This window comes from Streptomyces sp. NPDC048420 (assembly GCF_040651535.1).
Classification (GTDB): domain Bacteria; phylum Actinomycetota; class Actinomycetes; order Streptomycetales; family Streptomycetaceae; genus Streptomyces.
On the sequence record NZ_JBEZKG010000017.1, the window covers coordinates 217855 to 238299 of the forward strand.

A 20445-nucleotide genomic window follows, 5' to 3' on the forward strand; every position below is an offset into this window, starting at 1 on the left:
TCCGGAGGTCTCCCCATGACTGACATGTCCTCGATGCCGCCCGCCCACCAGCCTTCGGAAGGCATGGGCCCCGGCCCCGGCTGGGCAACGGTGCCTCCGCAGGCGACGCCGCACACGTTCACCCAGCCGCCGGTGCCGGGCCTGCCGCCCGCCGGGCGCACGCCTTCGCGGCGCAAGGTCTGGCTCACCCACGGCGCGACGGCGCTCGTCGCGCTGATCTTCGGTGCCGCGATCGGTGGCGGCGGAGAGGCCGGCGCTACGGCGGGCTCCTCGGGTCCCGCCCCGGCCGTCACGGTCACCAAGGCCGCCGCGGGTGAACCGAAGCCGGCCGTGACTGTCACCGAGACGGTCAAGGCGACGGTCACCGCCAAGCCGAAGCCGGTGAAGAAGTCCGGCCCCCCGAGCAGCTTCTCGGGCGAAGGCCAGTACCTCGTGGGCGAGGACATCCAGGCCGGCACTTACCGGACCTCTGGCCCGGAGAAGGACAGCATCGTCCCCAACTGCTACTGGGCCCGACTGAAGAACGCCTCCGGCGAGTTCGACGCGATCATCGCCAACGACAACATCCAGGGGCAGGGCCGCGTCACCGTCAACAAGGGCGAGTACTTCAAGACCAGCGGCTGCCAGGACTGGCAGAAGGTCGGCTGACGTCGAGGAGTCTCCCTCCCCGGCCGCCTGAGAGGTGTCCCGTCACGGCGCTCTCACGCGGACGGAGGCCGCCCTTCGAACAGACGGCCTCGAGTACACCCTCGGCGGCTGACCGCTGACGGGGAACCGCCCACCGGCGTAAGTGCGACGCGCGCACGTCATCGGCGACCGACCGCCGCCCCTGTCGACTTCGTCATCTCCGACATCTCTGGGGGTCGAGTTCATCGGAACCGACGCAAGCGGATAGCCCGGCGCCCCCGCAGCACAGCTGTTGCGCCACTCCCCAGTCAAGTACCGGATCAAGGAGCACTCCCATGACCAGTTCGGAACAGAACGAGCCTGCCGCGTCCCCTTCCACGCCCCCCGCCCCACAGGCCCCTGCCGCCGAGTCCGTGCCGCTCGCAGACCTGGTGGAGACACGTCTGGCCACTGCACCCCTCGGCGAACCCGTGAAGGCGCTCCTGACCGAGGCACTCGGCAGCGCGCAGACCCCGGGGAACTCGCCCATCGGCCGGATCTTCCTCGACTCCGTCTCTGTGGAAGGATTCCGCGGCATCGGCCCCCGGACCTGGCTGAACCTCAGCCCCCGCCCGGGTGTCACGCTCGTCGTGGGCCGCAACGGCTCGGGAAAGTCCAGCATCGCCGAAGCCATCGAGACGGCATTCACCGGCACGAACATGCGCTGGCTCGGGCAGGATGCGACGCGCACCAGCAACTGGCGCAACCTGCACGATGGCGCCAAGACGGAGATCGAGGTCAAGCTGACGGTCGAGGGCGACTCCGGCCGGAGCACGCTCACTCGCGCCTGGACCGGCCACGACATCACCGACTGCGTGGGCACGTTCCGGCGTCCAGGACACGGCTCAGTCCCCCTCGACCAGGCGGCGTGGAAGCAGGCCCTGACGGACTACCGTCCCTTTCTGTCGTATGTCGACCTCGGCCGCATGATCAGCGGCAAGCCCTCCCAGATGTATGACTCCATCGCGACAATCCTCGGACTCGGGCATCTGAGCGCTGCGTACAACCACCTTGGGCTGCAGGAGAAGGCGCTGGGCGACGCGGTCAAGGCGGCGAAGAACGAGCTGCCGGAGATCACGGCCGCGCTATACGCACTCGAGGACGACGAGCGTGCGGTCCAGGCGCTCGTCGCCATTGAGACGAAGGGCCGGCCTGACTTCGAGGCGCTGGACGGACTCGTGGCGGGCCTGCCCTCCGACGATGACGGTCTCCTCGCCGAACTGCGTGCCGCGGTCGACATGCGGGGACCTGACCTGGAGCAGGTCGGAGCAGCGGTGGACCGGCTGCGCGAGGCACTCGCCGGAGTCGAGGACGTGCGTCTGAGCGGGGCCGAGGACGCGTTGCAGCGCGCCGGCCTGCTGGAGAAGGCTCTGGCCCACAGCAACCGTCATCCCGACGAAGGGTCCTGCCCGGTCTGCGGCACGGAACGGGTCCTCGACGCCGCGTGGGCCGCCGACGCCGGTGCCCAGATCGCCCTGCTCCGGCAGGAGGCGAAGACCGCCGAGGACGCGCGCAGCGAACTGCGGTCGGCGGCACGGGCGGCTCAGAACCTCATCGAGACGCCTCAGCGGATGCCGGTCGCCCTGACCGATCCCTGGAACGAATGGCTTGCCTGCCGTGCGATCAGCGATCCGGCACAGCTCGTGCAGCGCTTCCACGACACCGCCTTGACCCTGGCCGACGCCTGCGCCGCCGTGAAGGACAACGCCGTCCGGGAGCTGGAGAAGCGGGACGAACGGTGGCGTCAGCTCGTCACGCGCCTGGCGAGCTGGACGGAAATGGCCCGCACCGCGGCAGACGCCGAGCCTCGACTCGGCCTTGTCAGGAAGGCCCGCACCTGGGTCAAGACGCTCACCGCGGAGCTGCGGGAGAGACGTATGGAGGGCTTCACCGGCCACTCCCAGCGCATCTGGGAGAAGCTTCGCCAGGAGGGCGACATTGACCTCCAGTCGGTGAGCCTCCAGGGCAGCGAAAGGGCCAACGTCCGCAAGCTTGTCATGGACGTCACCGTCGACGGGGAGGAGGCTTCGGCGCTGAGCGTCATGAGCCAGGGAGAGCAGCACTCTCTCGCGCTGTCCTTGTTCCTGCCCCGTGCGGCCACCGCCGACAGCCCGTTCGGCTTCATCGTCATTGATGACCCCGTGCAGTCCATGGACCCGGCCAAGGTCAACGGGCTCGCCCAGGTCCTGCACGAGCTCGGCGAGCACCGGCAGGTGGTCGTGTTCACCCACGACACCCGGCTTCAGCGCGCTTTCACGACCCAGGAGCTGCCGGTCACGGTGTTCGAGGTCGAGCGGGGCAAGGCGTCCAAGGTGAACGTCAAGGCGGTGACCGATCCGGTCCGCCAGGCGATCGCGGATGCCAGGGCTCTCGCCAGTACCGAGAGTCTTCCGGAGGCGGCCCGCACCCACGTGCTCCCCGCACTGTGCCGGATCGCGCTGGAGAACGCCTTCGTCGAGGCGGCCTGGGTCCAGCACCTCCGCTCCGGGGGCTCCGAGCACGATCTGCAGTCCGCCATGGCCGACGCGGACAAGCTCATGAAGATGGCCGCGCTGGCCTTCTTCGGGGACATCGGCCGCACCGGCGATGTCTACCGGGAGCTCCGCACCCGTTGCGGCCCGCGTGCGGTGGACCTCCTCAAGCAGTGTCAGAGCGGTGCCCACGCCACGGGAACCCGCATCGCCGACGCGCACCGCTTCGTGACCGAGATCAGCGAGCTCACGCAGAAGGTGCGCAAGACGGAGGTGGCAAAGTGACCGGCGCCGCAAGTACTTCGATCGACGAGCTGCTGCTGACAGCCGACCAGTTGCTCTCCGACCCCAGCGTCGAAGCCTCGGCAGCCGGTCGGCACCGTGGAGCCTCCCTAGCGCTGCGGACCGCCCTGGAGATCGCGGTCGACCGCACGCTCGACGCCGCGATGCCGGGACTGGCCGGCATCACCACGCGGGCGAAGATGCTCTGCCTGCGCTGCTACACCGCCGCGACCACCGCCCGCAGGGCCAACGCCGTCTGGTCGCACCTCTGCCTCGGGTGCCACTACCACCAGTACGAGATCGGCCCTACCCGAGACCAGGTCCACTCATGGCGTGCGGAAGTCAGCGAACTGGTACGGGAATTGCCTCGTTGACCGAATATTCACAGTTGGCCCATGCGTCTGATAAGTCTTTTGCCGGGGGCCGGGCATATTCCCGGCGCGCGGCGTCTCTTGGGGCGCCGCAGGGGGAGGGGACGTACATGAGCACCACCATGCGCGACGAGATCATCGCCGAAGAGCAGAAGGCGGTGGACCGCGCCTACGACTGCTATGAGAAGCGACTGGCCGAACTGAGCGGCGGCTCGATCGCCGCGGCCTCCGCCAGCGGCAAGGACAGCGTCGCCAACCGGAAGGACGCCGAGGAGAAGGCCGCAGAATACGCCGGCCTCGGGGACGCGTCGCTGGTCGTCAGCCGCGTCAAGGTCCAGCTGGGCGAAGAGTCGGACACCTTCTACATCGGCCGCCGTGCCGTTTCCGACGTCGAGACCCGCGAGACCGTCGTAGTGCTGTGGACCGCCCCGGTGGCGGAGAAGTGGGCGAAGGCCCTGCCCGAGGCGCCAGGTGAAGTGCTCCTGCGGAGACAGTTGCGCTGCGCGAAGAACGTCGTCGAAGCGTACGTCGATGAAATCTCCGTCGTTTCTCCCACCACGCCGTCTGTCATCGATGGCACTGTGCCCGAAGTGGGGGTCCAGGACGATTCCAAGGTCGCGGCGTCCGAGACGCCAGCGGTCCCGCCGGCTCCTACCCCGTCCGATGTCGCCCAGCTCCATCGGCAGAGACAACAGCCGCCCGATGACTTCCTCCTGCGAGAGCTCCAGCGCTCCCGCAGTGGCAGCATGCGGGACATCGTCGAGACCATCCGCCGCGATCAGATGGATCTCGTCACCGGTTCTCCCGCCGACATCCTTGTCGTGCAGGGCGGCCCGGGCACCGGAAAGTCCGCGGTCGGCCTGCACCGCGTGACGTGGCTCGTCAACAACGACCACTTCAAGGCGCAGGACGTCCTGGTCATCGGCCCGCACGAGCGCTTCCTCGACTACGTCGGCCAGGTCCTCCCGACGCTCGGCACCCGGAACATCAACGCGGTTCAGATGAACCGCCTCTGGGACGGCGATGTCCTCGGCACCGACGCCCCACGCGCGCGACTGGTCAAGTCCGACGACCGCATGGCCGCCGTCCTGCGCCGACGCGTGGAACACGAGTGTCGCCCCGACGCGATCGACGAATTCACCAGTACGCCCACGTACAAGGACGCCAAGCCCGAACTCGCGGTCACTGCTGGCAGTACCACTCTGCGTATCCCGCGTTCCGAGGTTCTCGTCCTTCTCCAGGAGGCACGCGAGGGCGACGGCTCCTACCGGGAGCGCCGCAACCGCTTCCGCAGTCTGCTCGTGGACCGACTGCTGCAGGAACTCGTTGCTCTGGCCCCACGCCGCAGTCAAGGAGACACGATCCGCCGGGACCTGGAACGCAACCGCCAGGTCGAGCGGCTGATCGAACGCGTCTGGCAGTCGCCCGGTGACAGGGAAGCCCTCCGAAGCCTCTACGACTCCCCCGAACTCCTGCGCACCTGCGCCGACGGCGTCCTCGACCCGGAGGAGCAGGCAGCCCTTCGCCGTCCGAGGGCAGCCACGGCGGACGCCGACCTCTGGACCCTCGACGACCGCGTCTGCCTGGAGGAGCTGCGCTACCTCATCACCGGAGAGACTCCACAACGCTACGGGCACATCGTCATCGACGAGGCCCAGGACCTGACCCCCATGCAGGCACGCTCACTACGCCGACGCATCGCGGTCAACGGCTCCATGACCGTACTCGGCGATCTCGCCCAGGCCACGGGTCCGCATGCCTACGCCGACTGGGACCGCCTCGGCACTCTGCTGTCCGACCACGGCGACTGGCACGTCGCCGAACTGAACACCAGTTACCGCGTACCGGCGGAAATCATGGAGTTCGTCGCACCTCTGGCTCGCACGATCTCCCCCTCGCTCCCCTACCCGCGGGCGGTGCGCGAAGCGGGCGCCGACAGCGTCCGGACTCTGGCGGCCGAACCGTGGACGCTGCTCGACGAGACCGTCACTCAGACGATCCGGCTCGTAGGCACCAGCGACGGACACACCCTGCGTCGCGTGGCCGTCATCGTCCCCGACGACTCCGGCTGGCTCGACGAGATCAATCGTCATCTCGACCAGACCGCCGGCCTCACCGAAGAGCACCGTGCCACCGTGTCCGTTCTCGCCGCCGCCCACGCGAAGGGCATGGAGTACGACCACGTCCTCGTCGTCGAACCCGCCACCATCGCCGACCGCGGACCGGCTGGGCTGCGCCAGCTCTACGTCGCCCTCACCCGAAGTACCCAGAGCCTGACCGTCCTGCACGCCTCCCCGCTCCCGGATGCCCTCATGGACACCACCGATACTCCCGGGCCTGGAATGACCCCCACCGAGCCGTCGATGCCGGCCGCTGACGTCCCCGAGATCGGCACCGACATTCGTGTCCGCGTTCTCGACCGGGGTACAGGCGGCCGCTACAAGGTCAAAGCGCTCTCCCCGCCGGTCAAGGTCCCGCTGATCCTGACCGTTCGCCACGGATCGACTCCGCCCCGCCCCGGCGAGAAGCTGGACTGCTGGGTCTTCGCGCAGGAGAGGAACCACTGCCTGCTCACGACGGACCAGCGTGGACGCCAGCCCATCTCGGCGAAGATGGCCGAGCGCTACCTGGCGGCGCTCGGCGTGTTCGACGAACTGACCGCCGACGGCGTCGCCCTACCGGAGAACGCCCGTGAACGGCTCTCCGAGCTCAAGGGCATGGCCAACCGCGTACTCCGCCGCGACCAGGCGGACTGGGTGGACGTAAGACGAGTGCTTGGCTCACCCGACAGACAGCGTCTGAACCTCTTGCGTGACCTCGCCGCCGAAACTAATCGCGCTCTCAAGGACGACAGCCTGGACGTGAGTCGTCTCCGCGAGAACCTGGCGCGAACGGACTGGTCCCCCTCTCTGGCCCAGGCCCGGGAGACGCTTCAGCACCGCATGACCACCTTGACCGAGCCGACAGCCGAGACTGCACCCACACCCTCCGCACCGCAGCCCGAGCAGGAAGCAGCCGAGCCCATGGCATCCGCCGAGGACACCGCCGTAACGACACCGTCCGCGACGAATCTTCTGCACACGCTGGAGACCACCGCGGCCGCCGACCGCACGTGCAAGAAGCACGAAGCGGTGCGCCACGCCCTGATGTCGGCCTTGTTCGAGGCCGACGAACAGGCGACGTCATCCCAAGTCGTAGACGTCAGCCGCACGGCCGAAGATGGCGACTTCCTATACGAGATCCTCGGCGCCGGTCACTCCGCCTACACCGACCTCCGCTCGGGTGCCGCCCGCCTCCTGGAGATCAACCACACCCTGGCCGCCCCCGCAGACCGTCTCTACCTGGTCCTCACCGAGCCACCGGCCGAGGACTGGGCCGCCGAAACTCTGCTCGCCGTCTACGGTGTCCACCTCCTCTGGCGCACCCACAACAGCTGGGCCGGCCGGGACAGGGATGCCGCCCTGGGCTCGGCGCAGGCGTAGGCGCCGTTGGTCTAGATCGATCACTTTGGCAGCATGGAGGAACGATGCGCGGCGCGGAGTGCAGCGGGGAGGATCACTCGATCCTCCCTGTAGCCCGAGCACACAGCTGACCGCCGCGCATTAGGGTGCGGGATGTGCAGCCGCCTCTGGTTCTCTTCGACCTCGACAACACCCTCGTGGACCGGCGGGGAGCGCTCGCCGACTGGACCGCAGGGTTCACCGCCCAGCACGGACTGGGGGACGAAGATCAGGCGAACGTCCTAGACATGGTGGCCGAGCGGGCCTATCCGTCTACCTTTGACGTGATCCGCACTCGGTACCGGCTACCTATTTCGACTGCGGAGTTGTGGCGTGCGTACTGCACCGACATCGCGGCCTTGGTGTCTTGCCAGGCCGAGGTCCTCGACGGCTTGGACGAGCTGCGTGCGGCCGGCTGGCGAGTGGGGGTGGCGACCAACGGCGCGGTGGACATCCAGCGCGCCAAGCTGCGGGCTGCCGGTATCGCCGAGCGTGTGGACGGTGTCTTCGTCTCCGGGGAGGCCGATGCGCGCAAGCCGCAGACCCGGCACTTCGCCCTGGCTGCGGCCCGCTGCGGCACCGAGCTGGGCGACGGTGGCTGGATGGTCGGCGACAACCCCGTCAACGACATCGGCGGCGGACGCACCGCGGGGCTGAGCACTATCTGGATCGGCCACGACCGCTCCTGGCCGCCGAACGATCCCGGGCCGGATCACACGGTGCCGCATGCGCGCGCCGCCGTCGACCTGCTGCTTTTGCACTCCGCCGGCCACACGAGGACCACGACATGACGTACACCATCGGGCTGCTGCACCCCGGCAGCATGGGATCAGCCTTCGGCGCCCAGCTGCGCGCCCGCGGCCACATCGTGCTGTGGTGCCCCGTCGGACGCAGCGACACGACCCGTCGCCGGGCCGAACATGCGGGCCTCGAAGCCGAGGCACTGCCTGAGCTCGTTTCTCGCTCCGACGTGCTGCTCTCCCTGTGCCCTCCCGCCGCAGCGGAGGAGACCGCCGCCCAGGTTGCCGAGCTTTGTATGTCCGGCGGGGGCACGATCTACGTTGAAGCGAACGCCGTCTCGCCATCGCGCGTGCAGCGTATCGCCGACGGCCTGGCCCCGTTGGCATTCGTCGACGCCGCCGTGGTCGGATCGCCTCCGGTGGGCGGCAAGTACCCGACGCTCTATCTGTCCGGCCCAGGCAAGCAAGCCGACCGGATCGCCGAACTCTTCGCCGGCACCGATGTGCGGCCTCACGTCCTGGGCGACAGCATTGGGAAAGCCTCCGCACTCAAGCTCGCATACTCCAGCTACCAAAAGGTCTCCCGCGTGCTGGCAGCCGTCGCGTACGGGGCGGCGGACTCGTACGGTGTCGCGGACGAGCTACTGGAGATCGCGGCCAAGCGCACCCGCAGCTACCTCGTGGAGACCGACTACATCCCCAAGACCGCTGCCCGAGCCTGGCGTTGGGGCCCAGAGCTTGAGGATGCGGCGGCACTGCTCGCTGATGCCGGGTTGCCCGACGAACTCATGCGCGCCGCTGCCGTGACCCTCGCCCGGTGGGACGGCAACAGAGACGAGCGGCTGGATGTCGCCGAGGCTTTGGAAGCCCTGCGCGTCGAGGGGGGCCTGAACAACCCGAGTTGAGCGGGTGGCATCCGGCTGGGTTGCTGACGTCTTTGCCGTCAGGAGCGAGGTGACGTGGTGCGGACTATGGCGTCGATCCCCAGTGCGGCTTCACCTGGTGCCATCGCATCCGTGTCCACGCGCAGTTCCCACTGAGCCCGCGGGTGATCCGCAAGGTCGGCCCGAGTGGCATCCCAAGCGGCCAGCCGCGCCGCCGTGTCTGAGTCCCCCCGCTGCGGTGAGCGTCGGGCGGTGGTCTCCTTGGAGCACCACAACAGAACGCGCACCCAATGCGCCGGGAAAAGGGCGGTCACCTGCTCCATCCCCGCCATCTGGCCGAGGTGAACGACGGGAGTCCTGCCGCCCTCCATGGCCTCGTCGAGGCCGGGGCGGTCGACGACGTAGACGTTGCCGTATCGGTCGTTGCGGTAGATGACGTCGCCGAGTGCTTCCAGGGCGGCCAGCTGCTCCGGTGTGCCCATACGGTAGCCCTGGGTCTTTCCGGTTCCGATCTTCAGACGGGTGAACGGCACGTATCGCTCGTCGAGTTCGGTCAGTGCTGCCGTGATCGTGTCCTTGCCTGCCGCCGGCGGCCCGTACAGCAGGATGCCCTGCCTCACTGGAACACCGTGCCGAAGACCTGGCGCACCTGGTCCGTGAGCGATATCGCGGCGCCGAGCCGGTTGTCGACAACCAAGTGCGGTACGACGGGCCGCAGTTCGGGGTCGACTCCGGCGGCGTACGTGTCCCAGTTCTGGAGTTTCCAGCTGTCCCGGGCGGCGGACCGGAAGGTGATGTACTCGTGCATCGTGTCCAGGTCGCACTGAATCCAGACGACGGCCACGGTGACGCCGCGCGCCTCGCAGCGATTGATCAGGCGGCCCATCCACCGAGGGTCGGTGCTCTCGGTGATGAATGGCGCACTGAGGACCGTGCTGATTGCGCAGTCGACGTTCGCGTACGCGGTCTCCAGCAGGCACTGATACTCCAGCGGGCGAACCTTCTCCCGGTAGAGGTCGGTGTGCCGGTCGTTGGGGTCACTGCCCATCTCTATGAGAAGGCGCTCGACGAGTGGACGCGTGATCGGATCCTTGTCGAGGACGGGCCACCCAGTGAGCTGGGATATGAAGCGGGCGAACTCTGATTTCCCGCTGCCTGCGTAGCCGCCGACCATCAGCAGTGTCGGCTTGTTCGGGTCGCCGCCGGTGTGACGGCGTTTCCAGGCGTCGAGGATTCGCTGCTGTACGCCCTGCCCGTCGGCTTCCTCCGTACCCGGCGAGAGCTGGAGCAACGCGCGCTCCACGGCCAGCACGTGGGCCCCGTTGTGCGGCTCGTCCGACGCGGTGAACTTTAGCTTTCTGGCCTCGTCGGGCAGCGCATTGCGGAAGCCGAGTTCGGGCTCGGTCGCGCGATACAACAGGCAGTACGCGCGACGGTAGTGCGGCCCGGGATAGATCTCACCCTGCTCGTGCTGCCACAGCGTCTGGAAGTTGGCGGCCGGCACCGCGAGACCGGCGGCCCGCGCCACCTCGCGCAGCTGCTCGCCCGCGCCCTCCAACGTCAGGCCGTGGGCTTCGCGTTGCTGCCTCAATCTGTCCGGGCGCCAGCCCGGCCGACTCTTCCCCACCGCGCCTACCGCCTGCCCATCTCTGGTCATGATCCGGAGCCTAGGTCAGCCTCTCATGAGCGCGCGTATAAGCGGATGTTGAAAAGTCAGACCAACAAACCATGAGCCGATGATGAGCAGCTCCGGCAACGGCTCGTGATACTCCGAGCGCGTCCGGACCGCTGTCATGGTCACACCGACGCGGTCGTCGAATACCCGCCTCGGTCTCCAGTATCCGTACGAGATCGAAGAGGGCTCCGTGATGGCTGTCGAAGTTGCTGTCCTGCTGATCCTCGGCATCGTGATCGTCTTCTCATGCCGGGGCGGTGGGCTCAAAGCTGGTCACGCCGTGGTGTGTACGGTCTTCGGCCTCTACCTCGCTGGCACCCACAGCGTCGGGCCGTTCGTGCAGGACGTCACGGCGTCCCTCGCAAAGTTCCTGTCGGGGCTGAGGCTGTGAGCACGCTGCCTGTGTCCCTGAGGCAGTGGCGCAGGACGGGATCCTCGGGCTCGTAGCGGCCAAGCCGCCCTACCTCGTCGATCCGCACGTGAAGTCGTCGCAGCCTCGGCAGTTGGTGCAGCCACAGGAACCCCAAGTCGTCATCCCCTGAGGAGCAGCTCCGGAGGAGACGGGGCGGCAGGCAGAGAATACCCAGCCGTTGAGCTCGGGCCAGTTACGCATCGCGCAATTCAACCCCTACTGGTGTGCGCCCAAAAAGCGGCCACAGCATCCATCCAATTCGACCAGCAGGAAGGTGTTCCCGTGATACCCATACATCATCTCATCGTGATCGGTTTCGATGAGATCGTCGCCAACAAGTACCTGCCGTGCATTCGCGATGCCATCAAGTCTGGCCACATCGACTCCTATTCCATCATCGACCTGGAGTCGCAGCGGACGGAAATTGACAGGCGAATACAGGCGGCGAGTGTGAAGCCGCGTGGAGTCGTCTACCTGCCGGATTCCGGCGACCGCGTACGGGAGACACCGCAAGAGCTCATTGCGGCCGCCGTCCAACGCCTGCGAGTACCCGGCGTGCCGACGAAGGTGTACATCGCCACGGAGGTACGGGCTCACGAGGCATACCTCCGGTTCTGCGTGGAGAACCACATCAGTTCGCTGGTCGAGAAACCCGTACTGGCTCCGGTTGTCGACGGCCGGTTCAAGCCGTCGTACATCACGAAGACCATGGAGGAGCTCATCGGTGTTGCTGCCGACTCCCCCGCGGAGCACTCGGTGATGACGCTGAGCCGGTACCACCAGATCTACAACGAGAAGGTCGTTGCGTCGCTCAGGGAGCGGATGGAGCGGTGGGAAGCGCCCCTGACTTCCTTCCATCTCCGGGCCGCCGGCGGTGTGTGGAACCTCCAGCGGGAGTTCGAGAGCCGCGATGATCACCCGTACAAGTACGGCTACGGGATGATGATGCACGGCGCGTACCACTACGTGGATCTCGCGACCCAGATCCTGTCGCTCAACGCGGAAGTGTTCCCCGAGCGCCAACTCAAGCTGGAAGTCAGCTCCTTCGGCGCGTTTCCGATCGACCAATACCAGCGTATCTCGCAGCCGATCGCCAGCGGGTTCCAGGACGACGGTGCGCGGTGGTCGGCGGACTCGGATGCGGGCTTCCGCTTCGGTGAGACCGATGTGACCTCCGCGTTCCGCCTTGTGGATGCGGCGACGGGTAGGACCATCTCGCTCGGGACTTTGTCCTTTGAGCAGACCACCCCCTCCATCCGGAGCTGGGGCGAACTCCCGGACAGCCTCTACAACGTCAACGGCCGCACGTCGAGCGTCGATCTGGAGGCCCAGCTCTCGACGCTGTTCTCCACTCACGTCCACTGCTACGACATCCCCCGCGGCGTCAGCGCGGACGGGATCGACGCCTTCGCCCGCGTCACCACACGCGCTAACGCCGCGCTTCTCCCCGAGGAGCAGTACGTGTCGGAGGAGTCGTTCGACGGGCTGTTCCACAGCGACAGCAACCGCCAGCTGATGGAGCACTGGCTGCGCGGCTCCGAGCAGCGCAGCTCTCTCGCGAGCCATCTGCGGCCCATGCAGGTCACCGAGGCCCTCGCCTCGTCGGTGCTCACCCCGGGGCGCCTGGTTGCGGTGCCCTTCTAGGCACCGGCTGCTCCAAACCAACCAGCTCACAGAGGAGTTACCCATGAATCAGCCAGTTTCGAGGGCATCCGTGCATGCCTTCTACGCGGACGCGATCCGACGCGGCCGGAACACCGCGGAGAACCTCCAGGCCGCCACCTCGGAGCGGTTCAACACGCTCCTGGAATCCATCGGAGACGGGACCCCACGTACCGCGCTGGATCTGGGGTACGGGGCTGGCACCTACACCATCGCCTTAGCGCGCGCAGGATTCCGAGTCGTAGCCGTCGATCAGATCCCCAGCAACTCGCTTCTTCAGCGGATCGACGGCGGAAGTGATTGGGCACACCGGATCGAAGCACGGGAATGCCTCGCCGAACACTTCGCCTTCGATGAGGACTTCGGAGTCGTCGTCGCCAAGGACGTCCTGCATTACCTCACGAGACGCGACGTCGAGTCCCTCCTCGCCAGCGCGATCGCTCACGCGCGCGGGGCGAACTACCACTACCTCGAAGTCTTCACGGGGATCACCCGCAGGTCCGCGGACGGTCGACTGCTGCGTATCGAAGGGGAGGCCGACTACTCACCGGACGCCTTCCGACAGGTCATCGAGCGGATCTACGACGGCTGGGACCTCACGGTGCTGTGGTCCGAGCACGCCGAACAGGACAGCCGAACCGGACGCAACTGCTTCGAGGCGACCCGGGCCACCGTCATCGCCGCCAACCGGACAGCCTGATCATGGACAGGGAGAATGCCGTGAAGTCGAGCATGCCCGAGGGGATCAGCTTCGTCATCCCCTGCTTCAACTCGGGGGGCTACCTCCTGGAGGCCGTCGAGTCTTTGATCCAGCAGCCCCACACGTTCCCGTACGAAGTCGTGATCGTTGATGACGGCTCCGACGACCAGCCCACGCTTCGTGCTGTCGCGCAGTACGCTGAGCGCGCCGGGGTCCGTATCGTTCGCCAGGAGCACAGCGGGCACCATGCCGCCAGGAACGCCGGCATCGACGCCGCGTCCTTCGCGTACGTGATGCAGCTCGACGCCGACGACCGGCTCGCCACTGAACCCGAGCTGCTGAAGGCCGGCAGCTACCCGGACCGAGCCGTCAAGCTCCTCAAGACGCACCAGCACGTGGCCTTCGTCCACACCATGTCGCGGATGATCGGCGACTTCGACGGGCTCACCATCTCCTCCTACCCGTGCCGCGAAGAACTGGTCTTGCGCAAGCATCACGTGCCCACGTCGATCGTCTACCGCCGCGATGACGCCGTTCACGGCGGTCTCTACGACCCGGACGTACGGAAGTGGGGGGACTGGGCGTTCGCCGTGAACCTCCTCGCCGGACGATTCCGCAGAGGCGAGGCCAACCACATCGTGTGCATCGCCGGCCCGCTGCACGAATACCGGGTCCACTCGCGCACACGACGGGTCTCCAACGCCGAGATCTCCGAGTTCGACATGACCCTGCTGGTGGTGGCGAAGAACCTCGACCTGTTCCGGCACCACTTCAACCGCGATGACACGGCCGAGGACATCACGCGTCTCGTCCTCGCCTCGAAGCCTTCCCGGCTCGTCGACCTGATCCGGATGGCCGAGTTCGACCTCGAACAGGCCCTGAAGGTCGCCTGCCAGCGGCAGTTCTCGCTGTCGAGCCCCTTCGAGGGCTTGGGAATTCCGTAGCAGTGCCCAACGTATGAAGGAAGCCCCGGACGATCGTCCGGGGCTTCCTTCACTGCTCTGGCTACTACGCCGGCGGCAGGTTGCTGATCTGGTTCTGCAGCCGGACGATGTCCCCTTCGGCTTTCGCGAGACGGGTCCGAATCTTCTCGACCACGTTGTCCGGCGCCTTCGCCAAGAACGCCTCGTTGCCGAGCTTGGCCTCCGCCTGGGTCTTTTCCTTCTCGGCCGCGGCAAGATCCTTGGCCAGCCGCTTGCGCTCGGCCGCGACGTCGATCGTGCCGGACAGATCGAGCGCGACCGTGGCGCCGGCGACCGGGAGGGTCGCGGTGGCACTGAAGCCGTCGCCTTCCGGCTGGAGTCGCAGCAGCTGACGGATGGCGGCCTCGTGGGCAGCGAGCTGCGTACCCGACAGGTCCAGGCGAGCCGGGACCTTCTGACCGGGCTGCAGCCCCTGGTCCGAGCGGAAGCGCCGAACCTCGGTGATCACCTGCTGGAGGCTCTCGATCTCCGCCTCGGCCGCGGCATCGCGGAACCCGCTGTCCGTCGGCCAGTCGGCGATCACAACGGACTCACGTCCGGTGAGCGTGGTCCACAGCGTCTCCGTCACGAACGGAACGATGGGATGCAGCAGGCGCAGCGTCACGTCCAGGACCTCGCCCAGGACGCGTGCCGAGACCCTGGCCGCGTCGCCGCCGGCCATGAACGTCGTCTTGGACAGCTCGACGTACCAGTCGAAGACTTCGTCCCACGCGAAGTGGTACAGGGCATCAGCGAGCTTCGCGAATTGGTAGTCGTCGTAGTGCGCGTCCGCCTCGGCCACGACGGTGTTCAGCCGGGACAGGATCCAGCGGTCCGTGGCCGACAGCTGCTCGGCCGGGGGCAGCTCGCCCTCGACCGTAGCGCCCTTCATCAGCGCGAACCGCGTCGCGTTCCAGATCTTGTTGGCGAAGTTCCGGGACGCCTGGACCCAGTCCTCGCCGATCGGCACGTCGGTGCCGGGGTTGGCGCCGCGCGCGAGCGTGAAGCGCAGGGCGTCGGAGCCGTACTTGTCCATCCAGTCGAGCGGATTGACCGTGTTGCCGAACGACTTCGACATCTTCTTGCCGTGCTCGTCACGGACCATGCCGTGGAAGGCGATGGTGTGGAAGGGGATCTCGCCGTCCATCGCGTACAGGCCGAACATCATCATCCGGGCGACCCAGAAGAACATCAGGTCGTAGCCGGTGACCATGGCCGAGTTCGGATAGAACTTGGCCAGGTCCGCGGTCTTCTCGGGCCAGCCCAGGGTGGAGAAGGGCCACAGGCCGGACGAGAACCAGGTGTCCAGGACGTCGGTGTCCTGCTCCCAGCCCTCGCCGCTCGGCGGCTGCTCGTCGGGGCCGACGCACACGGTCTCGCCGTTCGGGCCGTGCCAGACCGGGATGCGGTGGCCCCACCACAACTGCCGTGAGATGCACCAGTCGTTGAGGTTGTCGACCCAGTCGAAGTACCGCTGCGACAGGTCGGCGGGGTGGATGTCCACCCGGCCGTCGCGGACCGCGTCACCGGCGGCCTTGGCGAGCGTCTCGACCTTCACCCACCACTGCAGGGACAGTCGGGGCTCAAGGGTCGTCTTGCAGCGAGAGCAGTGGCCCACCGAGTGGACGTACGGCCGCTTCTCGGCGACGATCCGGCCGTCGGCGCGCAGCGCGGCGACGATCGCGGAACGCGCCTCGAAGCGGTCAAGCCCCTCGAAGGGCCCGTGGACCGTGATGACTCCGCGCTCGTCCATGACGGTCAGCGACTCCAGGCCGTGGCGCTGGCCGATGGCGAAGTCGTTGGGGTCATGGGCGGGAGTGACCTTGACGGCACCGGTGCCGAACTCCGGGTCGACGTGGGTGTCGGCGACGACGGGAATCGTGCGGCCCGTCAGCGGCAGCGCGATGCGCCGGCCGACGAGGTGCTTGTAGCGCTCGTCATCCGGGTGAACGGCGACGGCGGTGTCACCGAGCATGGTCTCCGCACGCGTGGTGGCGACGACGACCGTGTCGTCCCCCTCGCCGTACTTGATGGAGACGAGCTCGCCGTCGTCGTCCTGGTAGTCGACCTCGATGTCCGAGATCGCCGTCAGGCAGCGCGGGCACCAGTTGATGATGCGCTCGGCGCGGTAGATCAGGCCGTCGTCGAACATCTTCTTGAAGACGGTCTGGACGGCACGGGACAGGCCCTCGTCCATGGTGAACCGGTCGCGGCTCCACGCGACGCCGCTGCCCAGGCGCCGCATCTGCCCGGCGATCTGACCGCCGGACTCGGCCTTCCACTGCCAGACCCGCTCGACGAACGCCTCACGGCCCAGGTCGTGGCGCGACTTGCCTTCCTTGGCGAGCTCCCGCTCGACGACGTTCTGGGTGGCGATACCGGCGTGATCCATGCCGGGCTGCCACAGCGTCTCGTAGCCCTGCATGCGCTTGCGGCGGGTGAGGGCGTCGATCAGCGTGTGCTCGAAGGCGTGGCCGAGGTGGAGGGAACCGGTGACGTTCGGCGGCGGGATGACGATGGTGTACGCGGGCTTGTCGCTCTTCGCGTCAGCCTCGAAGTAACCGCGCTCTACCCAGCGCTCGTACAGCGTCTCCTCTACTTCGGCCGGCGTGTACTGGGTCGGCAGTTCGGGGGCGCTGTTCGGCCCGCTGTCGGGGCGCTGAGTGTTGTCGGTCACGACGGCCATTCTATGGGCCCGGCGTCCCTACACTTGCCTGGCTTTTCGCCTCAAGATCGACAAGGTGCAGGGCATGCAAAAGGCCGCACGGATGCGATTCAAGTGTGACCAAGAACACTCCCGTACGGCCACTCTCAGCTTACCGCCTTCGGAGCCACCCTTCTGCAGGTGGTGGCGAATTACCTAGTTGGAGGGGCTCGTCGTTGGCTCGGCTGCGCCTGCGTACTGTGATCCGGAGCACCGCCGCGGATGGTCGTATAGGTCGCGGCCGTCGTGCGCCCCGCCTATACCGCTTGCCGGACCAGCTCGGTGCCCAGGAACCCGGACCCACCCATGATTCAGCAGCGTCATGAGGCGACACCCCAGACCGGTCAGGGCCCGGTGATGGCGAGAAAGTGGGCGGAGGCGTCGGTGAGGGCCGCGTGCGGTTCCGCGATGCGCGCCGCGGCGAGGGCCGCTTCGTATATGTCCGTGCCCATGAGGTTGGCGCTGGTGTACTTCTCGATGGCCTTGACCGCCACCCAGCCGGGTCCTTCGATTCCGTAGAGGATGGGATCGGTAAGACCGGCCTCCGCGACCTCCGCGCGCAGCTCGGAGGAGGTCTGGAAGTAGGCGACAGTGAAGCCGCGCTGTCCGGCGTAGCGGCCCTCGGGCAGGGTGGCACGGACCCCGTCCTGGATCGCGGACTCGGTGATACCGGTGGTCGCGATGTAGTCGAGAAGGGGTGAATAGCGGGAGATCGCCGCTGCGGCGATGAGTCCGCCAGGCCGGGCCACGCGGGCCGCCTCCGTCAGCGCGGAGATCCGGTCGGTCTTGTCGTGGAGGTGGTAGAGCGGGCCGAGAAGCAGAACGACGTCGTACGTCCGGTCCGCGGCGGTGAGGCGGCCGGCGTCGCCCACCTCGGCCGTCACGCCGTCGATGGCGGCTGCCTGGGTGACGTGCTTGCGGACGGGTCCACGACATGCACCGTGTAGCCGTCGCCGGCCAACCACCGGGCGTGCGTTCCGGGACCACCGCCGACATCGAGCACGCGGGCCGGTGCCGGTGGGAGGTGGCGGCGCAGTAACTCGCGGGTGCGCGCGAACTCCAGGGCGCCTGTGGCGGTGGTCTGCAGTCGTGCCGCTTCGTCGGACCGGGTGTAGAAGTCGATGATCTCAGGGCGCACGGTGGGGTTGCTCGTCATTGGGGCGTCCTCGTAAGCAGGGGCTGTCGGTGTCCGGCAGAGTAGGGGGGACAAGGAAGTGATCACTTTGATTTTCGGAGCCCTGCGACGGTCTGGCCCCACCGCCGCTGCCGCGGTGCCCGGCCCATTCTGACCAGGGCAGGGCCACGCATTCAGCCCTGGATGCGAGGTTGCGGAACCGCGGCTGGTCGTCGCACACCAAGCTGGCGAGGGGAGCAACTTCCCGGTCCAGTGGGTACAGGACGGTAAGAAGCGCACGTCGGCGGTGAGCCACGACCTGCCCAGCGCGTAGAACCGCGACATCAACATCGTGAAGGTTCAGCCCGGCCAGTAGGTGCCGGCATTCATGAGTGAGCGGTCACGTGGTTGTCCGGCGGGCGCTGCTCCGGCTGAAAAACGCGAGGACCCGTGCTCACCGCCCGGGCCATTCGTAACTGCGTGGATGGTCTCGGCCCTGCCGAGCGACTCTCCAGCAACGGCTGCGCCACCTCGCGTTCATCCCCAGAGCGAACAGAGTGGCCGGAAAGCTCAGTTCCGTGGCCAATCGGCCACGAGGTGGCCATTGGCCGCGAGATTTGGCCACGCCATCTGAGATCCCACAGCCATGTTGTGGATTCTCGTTCTCGGTGTCAGATACCGACGCTGTGACCTGGACGTTCCCGGCCCCGTCCTCGGCTCGCGATGTACGCTCGCGCGCACAACGCGCATCAGGGGGATAAGCACCGTGGACGTCATCAGTACTTCGGACCTACTCGTCTGGCGTAACGAACACCGAGGGCGCCAGCTCAAGCAGCTTCTCGCGGATCGGGAAGCCTACGAGCGGCGGCGCAGTCAGGCAGCGCAAGCTATCCGCGAGCGGTGCATGACTCACGAGACCGACGCCGACCGCCTCCTGTTCCAAGACAGCGGAGAGAGCCAGCGCGTTCGAGGACTGGCACGCGCGGACTTCGCTACCGCCCTCGACCCGATCCCCAGTGAACGTCAAGCCCTCGAAGCGCGGGAGGCAAGCTTAAGGGCCCATTGGAACGACCCCGTTGTCTGGACCCGGACCACCATCGGCGCTGCCCTCAAGATCTACCACTACAGCATGAGCTGCGGCCGCGTCTCCGGTGCCGGGCGGCATCCTGACTCGTTCCACACGCAGTTCGAGTCCGAAGCAGAGGCGCGTGGTCTGACCCCCTGCGGTGTGGACCACTGCCGCTGGGCCCGTGAAGAGCTGGATCGCCTGCTCCCGCGTGCGCGAACCTGACCACGGCGTTTGACATCCAATCCAGTCGCCGCAGATCAGAGAGTCGCCCCCGACTAACTTCGCTGTTGTAGGTTCTCAAGCCGCGTGTCATACGGCGACGCTGTGACCTGCGGTTCTGTCTGGCGTCTCGCGCCGTGGCACCCGTCAGCTATCTCAGCTTCCGTGCCATTTCCTCAGCGCTGGCGTTCAATACGAGCTGCTGACCTGCGGCACGCCCCCCAGCGTGCGCGGGCATGCCTGGCGTGGCGTACTGGTGATCGGGGTGCCGGCACAGGAGGAGCCATGGTGGAGGCACCAACACATCGGACGATTTTCGTGGCGTACCCGTGGACCTTGGTTCGACCGAGCCGACCAGAGTACAAGAGGGCTCTCAAGGAGGTTGAAAAAGGGTTCCAGGTGAAGTTCCAGTTCGCCGAGGTGTCCTTGTCGTCAGGAACGGTGCTGGACAAGATCAGGGGGATGATCGCTTCTGCGGCGTTCGGGATCTACGACTTCACTGGCTGGAATCCGAATGTGACCTTGGAGTATGGCCTCGCCCTCGGGATGGGGCGCAGGGCCTTCATAGGGTTCAACCCGGCTGTGACTCCGGCAAAGAACGTGCCCAGCGATGTTGAGGGATGGGACCGCTTCCAGTATCAAGACCTGGACGACCTGGTGCGGGAAGTGGAGAGCATCGTCATTGACCAGCTCGGTGTGATGAGTCCGGCGGACCAGTTCGAGGAGGAGCGCCTATCGGTGGTGCACGCCGTCACTGAGCAGCCGGGAATGTTGCTTCAGGGCGTCGCAGCAGCTGTGGGCAAGGACAAGGAGCTGGTCAAGGTCCTGCTCAAGAGAAGCGTGGGGGACGCCGGCGAGCTGGAGACGAAGGGCGTCACTAGCCTCGCGCTTTCGCGAGGTGGGTGTCCGATGCTTGATTAAATAAGCGGAGAGTGCTCCTGACCTGCAACGATGGGACTTGTCGAGGGTCCTGTTGGCTGCACGGAAAGAAGCACTCTCCAGGTGAAGAAGCGT

The 20445-nt window shown here is 67.0% G+C and carries 17 protein-coding genes; 12 read left to right on the plus strand and 5 right to left on the minus strand.

What is annotated here, in order from left to right; genetic code table 11:
• Positions 1-15 precede the first annotated feature (15 nt).
• From AB0D34_RS30980 to AB0D34_RS31005, 6 genes are all read left to right on the plus strand, one after another.
• Positions 16-648 carry a hypothetical protein gene (locus AB0D34_RS30980; protein ID WP_362667326.1) on the plus strand — a complete coding sequence of 211 codons (633 nt, stop codon included), beginning with the start codon at positions 16-18 and terminating at the stop codon, positions 646-648.
• A gap of 314 nt (positions 649-962) precedes the next feature.
• Positions 963-3422, plus strand: coding sequence for an AAA family ATPase (locus AB0D34_RS30985; protein WP_362667328.1), 2460 nt, complete (start codon positions 963-965; stop codon positions 3420-3422).
• On the plus strand, positions 3419-3793 hold the full coding sequence (locus AB0D34_RS30990) for a hypothetical protein (protein ID WP_093681760.1): 375 nt from the start codon (positions 3419-3421) through the stop codon (positions 3791-3793). Before AB0D34_RS30985 ends, AB0D34_RS30990 begins: the two co-directional genes overlap by 4 nt.
• A gap of 107 nt (positions 3794-3900) precedes the next feature.
• Positions 3901-7272 carry an AAA family ATPase gene (locus AB0D34_RS30995; protein WP_362667331.1) on the plus strand — a complete coding sequence of 1124 codons (3372 nt, stop codon included), beginning with the start codon at positions 3901-3903 and terminating at the stop codon, positions 7270-7272.
• 134 nt (positions 7273-7406) lie between these two features.
• On the plus strand, positions 7407-8081 hold the full coding sequence (locus tag AB0D34_RS31000) for an HAD family hydrolase (protein ID WP_362667333.1): 675 nt from the start codon (positions 7407-7409) through the stop codon (positions 8079-8081).
• Complete coding sequence (locus AB0D34_RS31005) at positions 8078-8935, plus strand: DUF1932 domain-containing protein (RefSeq protein WP_362667335.1); 858 nt, start codon at positions 8078-8080, stop codon at positions 8933-8935. The genes AB0D34_RS31000 and AB0D34_RS31005 overlap by 4 nt, the downstream gene beginning before the upstream one ends.
• 38 nt (positions 8936-8973) lie before the next feature.
• Here the strand turns inward: AB0D34_RS31005 and AB0D34_RS31010 are convergent, their stop codons facing one another.
• Both AB0D34_RS31010 and AB0D34_RS31015 read right to left on the minus strand, forming a co-directional pair.
• Complete coding sequence (locus AB0D34_RS31010; RefSeq protein WP_362667337.1) at positions 8974-9534, minus strand: guanylate kinase; 561 nt, start codon at positions 9532-9534, stop codon at positions 8974-8976.
• Positions 9531-10571, minus strand: coding sequence for an AAA family ATPase (locus AB0D34_RS31015; RefSeq protein WP_362667339.1), 1041 nt, complete (start codon positions 10569-10571; stop codon positions 9531-9533). The genes AB0D34_RS31010 and AB0D34_RS31015 overlap by 4 nt, the downstream gene beginning before the upstream one ends.
• Before the next feature lie 136 nt (positions 10572-10707).
• On the opposite strand from AB0D34_RS31015, the gene AB0D34_RS31020 reads away from it, so the two are divergent.
• The 4 genes from AB0D34_RS31020 (at position 10708) to AB0D34_RS31035 (ending at position 14307) form a co-directional block, all read left to right on the plus strand.
• The gene (locus AB0D34_RS31020; RefSeq protein ID WP_362667341.1) at positions 10708-10980 is read left to right on the plus strand and encodes a hypothetical protein; all 273 of its coding nucleotides are present in this window, start codon (positions 10708-10710) and stop codon (positions 10978-10980) included.
• A gap of 327 nt (positions 10981-11307) precedes the next feature.
• Entirely contained in the window at positions 11308-12645 is a 1338-nt protein-coding gene (locus AB0D34_RS31025; RefSeq protein WP_362667344.1) for a hypothetical protein, read from the plus strand.
• 43 nt (positions 12646-12688) lie between these two features.
• Positions 12689-13363 carry a methyltransferase domain-containing protein gene (locus AB0D34_RS31030; RefSeq protein ID WP_362667347.1) on the plus strand — a complete coding sequence of 225 codons (675 nt, stop codon included), beginning with the start codon at positions 12689-12691 and terminating at the stop codon, positions 13361-13363.
• A 20-nt stretch (positions 13364-13383) separates the two neighbouring features.
• A complete protein-coding gene (locus tag AB0D34_RS31035; RefSeq protein ID WP_362667350.1) occupies positions 13384-14307 on the plus strand; it encodes a glycosyltransferase family 2 protein in 924 nt (307 codons plus the stop codon).
• A 64-nt stretch (positions 14308-14371) separates the two neighbouring features.
• Here the strand turns inward: AB0D34_RS31035 and AB0D34_RS31040 are convergent, their stop codons facing one another.
• From AB0D34_RS31040 to AB0D34_RS31050, 3 genes are all read right to left on the minus strand, one after another.
• A complete protein-coding gene (locus AB0D34_RS31040) occupies positions 14372-17002 on the minus strand; it encodes a valine--tRNA ligase (RefSeq protein ID WP_362667352.1) in 2631 nt (876 codons plus the stop codon).
• 371 nt (positions 17003-17373) lie between these two features.
• The gene (locus tag AB0D34_RS31045; RefSeq protein ID WP_362667355.1) at positions 17374-17913 is read right to left on the minus strand and encodes a class I SAM-dependent methyltransferase; all 540 of its coding nucleotides are present in this window, start codon (positions 17911-17913) and stop codon (positions 17374-17376) included.
• A complete protein-coding gene (locus AB0D34_RS31050; RefSeq protein ID WP_362667357.1) occupies positions 17910-18185 on the minus strand; it encodes a class I SAM-dependent methyltransferase in 276 nt (91 codons plus the stop codon). Before AB0D34_RS31050 ends, AB0D34_RS31045 begins: the two co-directional genes overlap by 4 nt.
• 724 nt (positions 18186-18909) lie before the next feature.
• On the opposite strand from AB0D34_RS31050, the gene AB0D34_RS31055 reads away from it, so the two are divergent.
• Both AB0D34_RS31055 and AB0D34_RS31060 read left to right on the plus strand, forming a co-directional pair.
• Entirely contained in the window at positions 18910-19434 is a 525-nt protein-coding gene (locus AB0D34_RS31055; RefSeq protein WP_329321628.1) for a hypothetical protein, read from the plus strand.
• Between the two features lie 282 nt (positions 19435-19716).
• A complete protein-coding gene (locus tag AB0D34_RS31060; RefSeq protein ID WP_362667360.1) occupies positions 19717-20352 on the plus strand; it encodes a hypothetical protein in 636 nt (211 codons plus the stop codon).
• Positions 20353-20445: the final 93 nt, after the last annotated feature.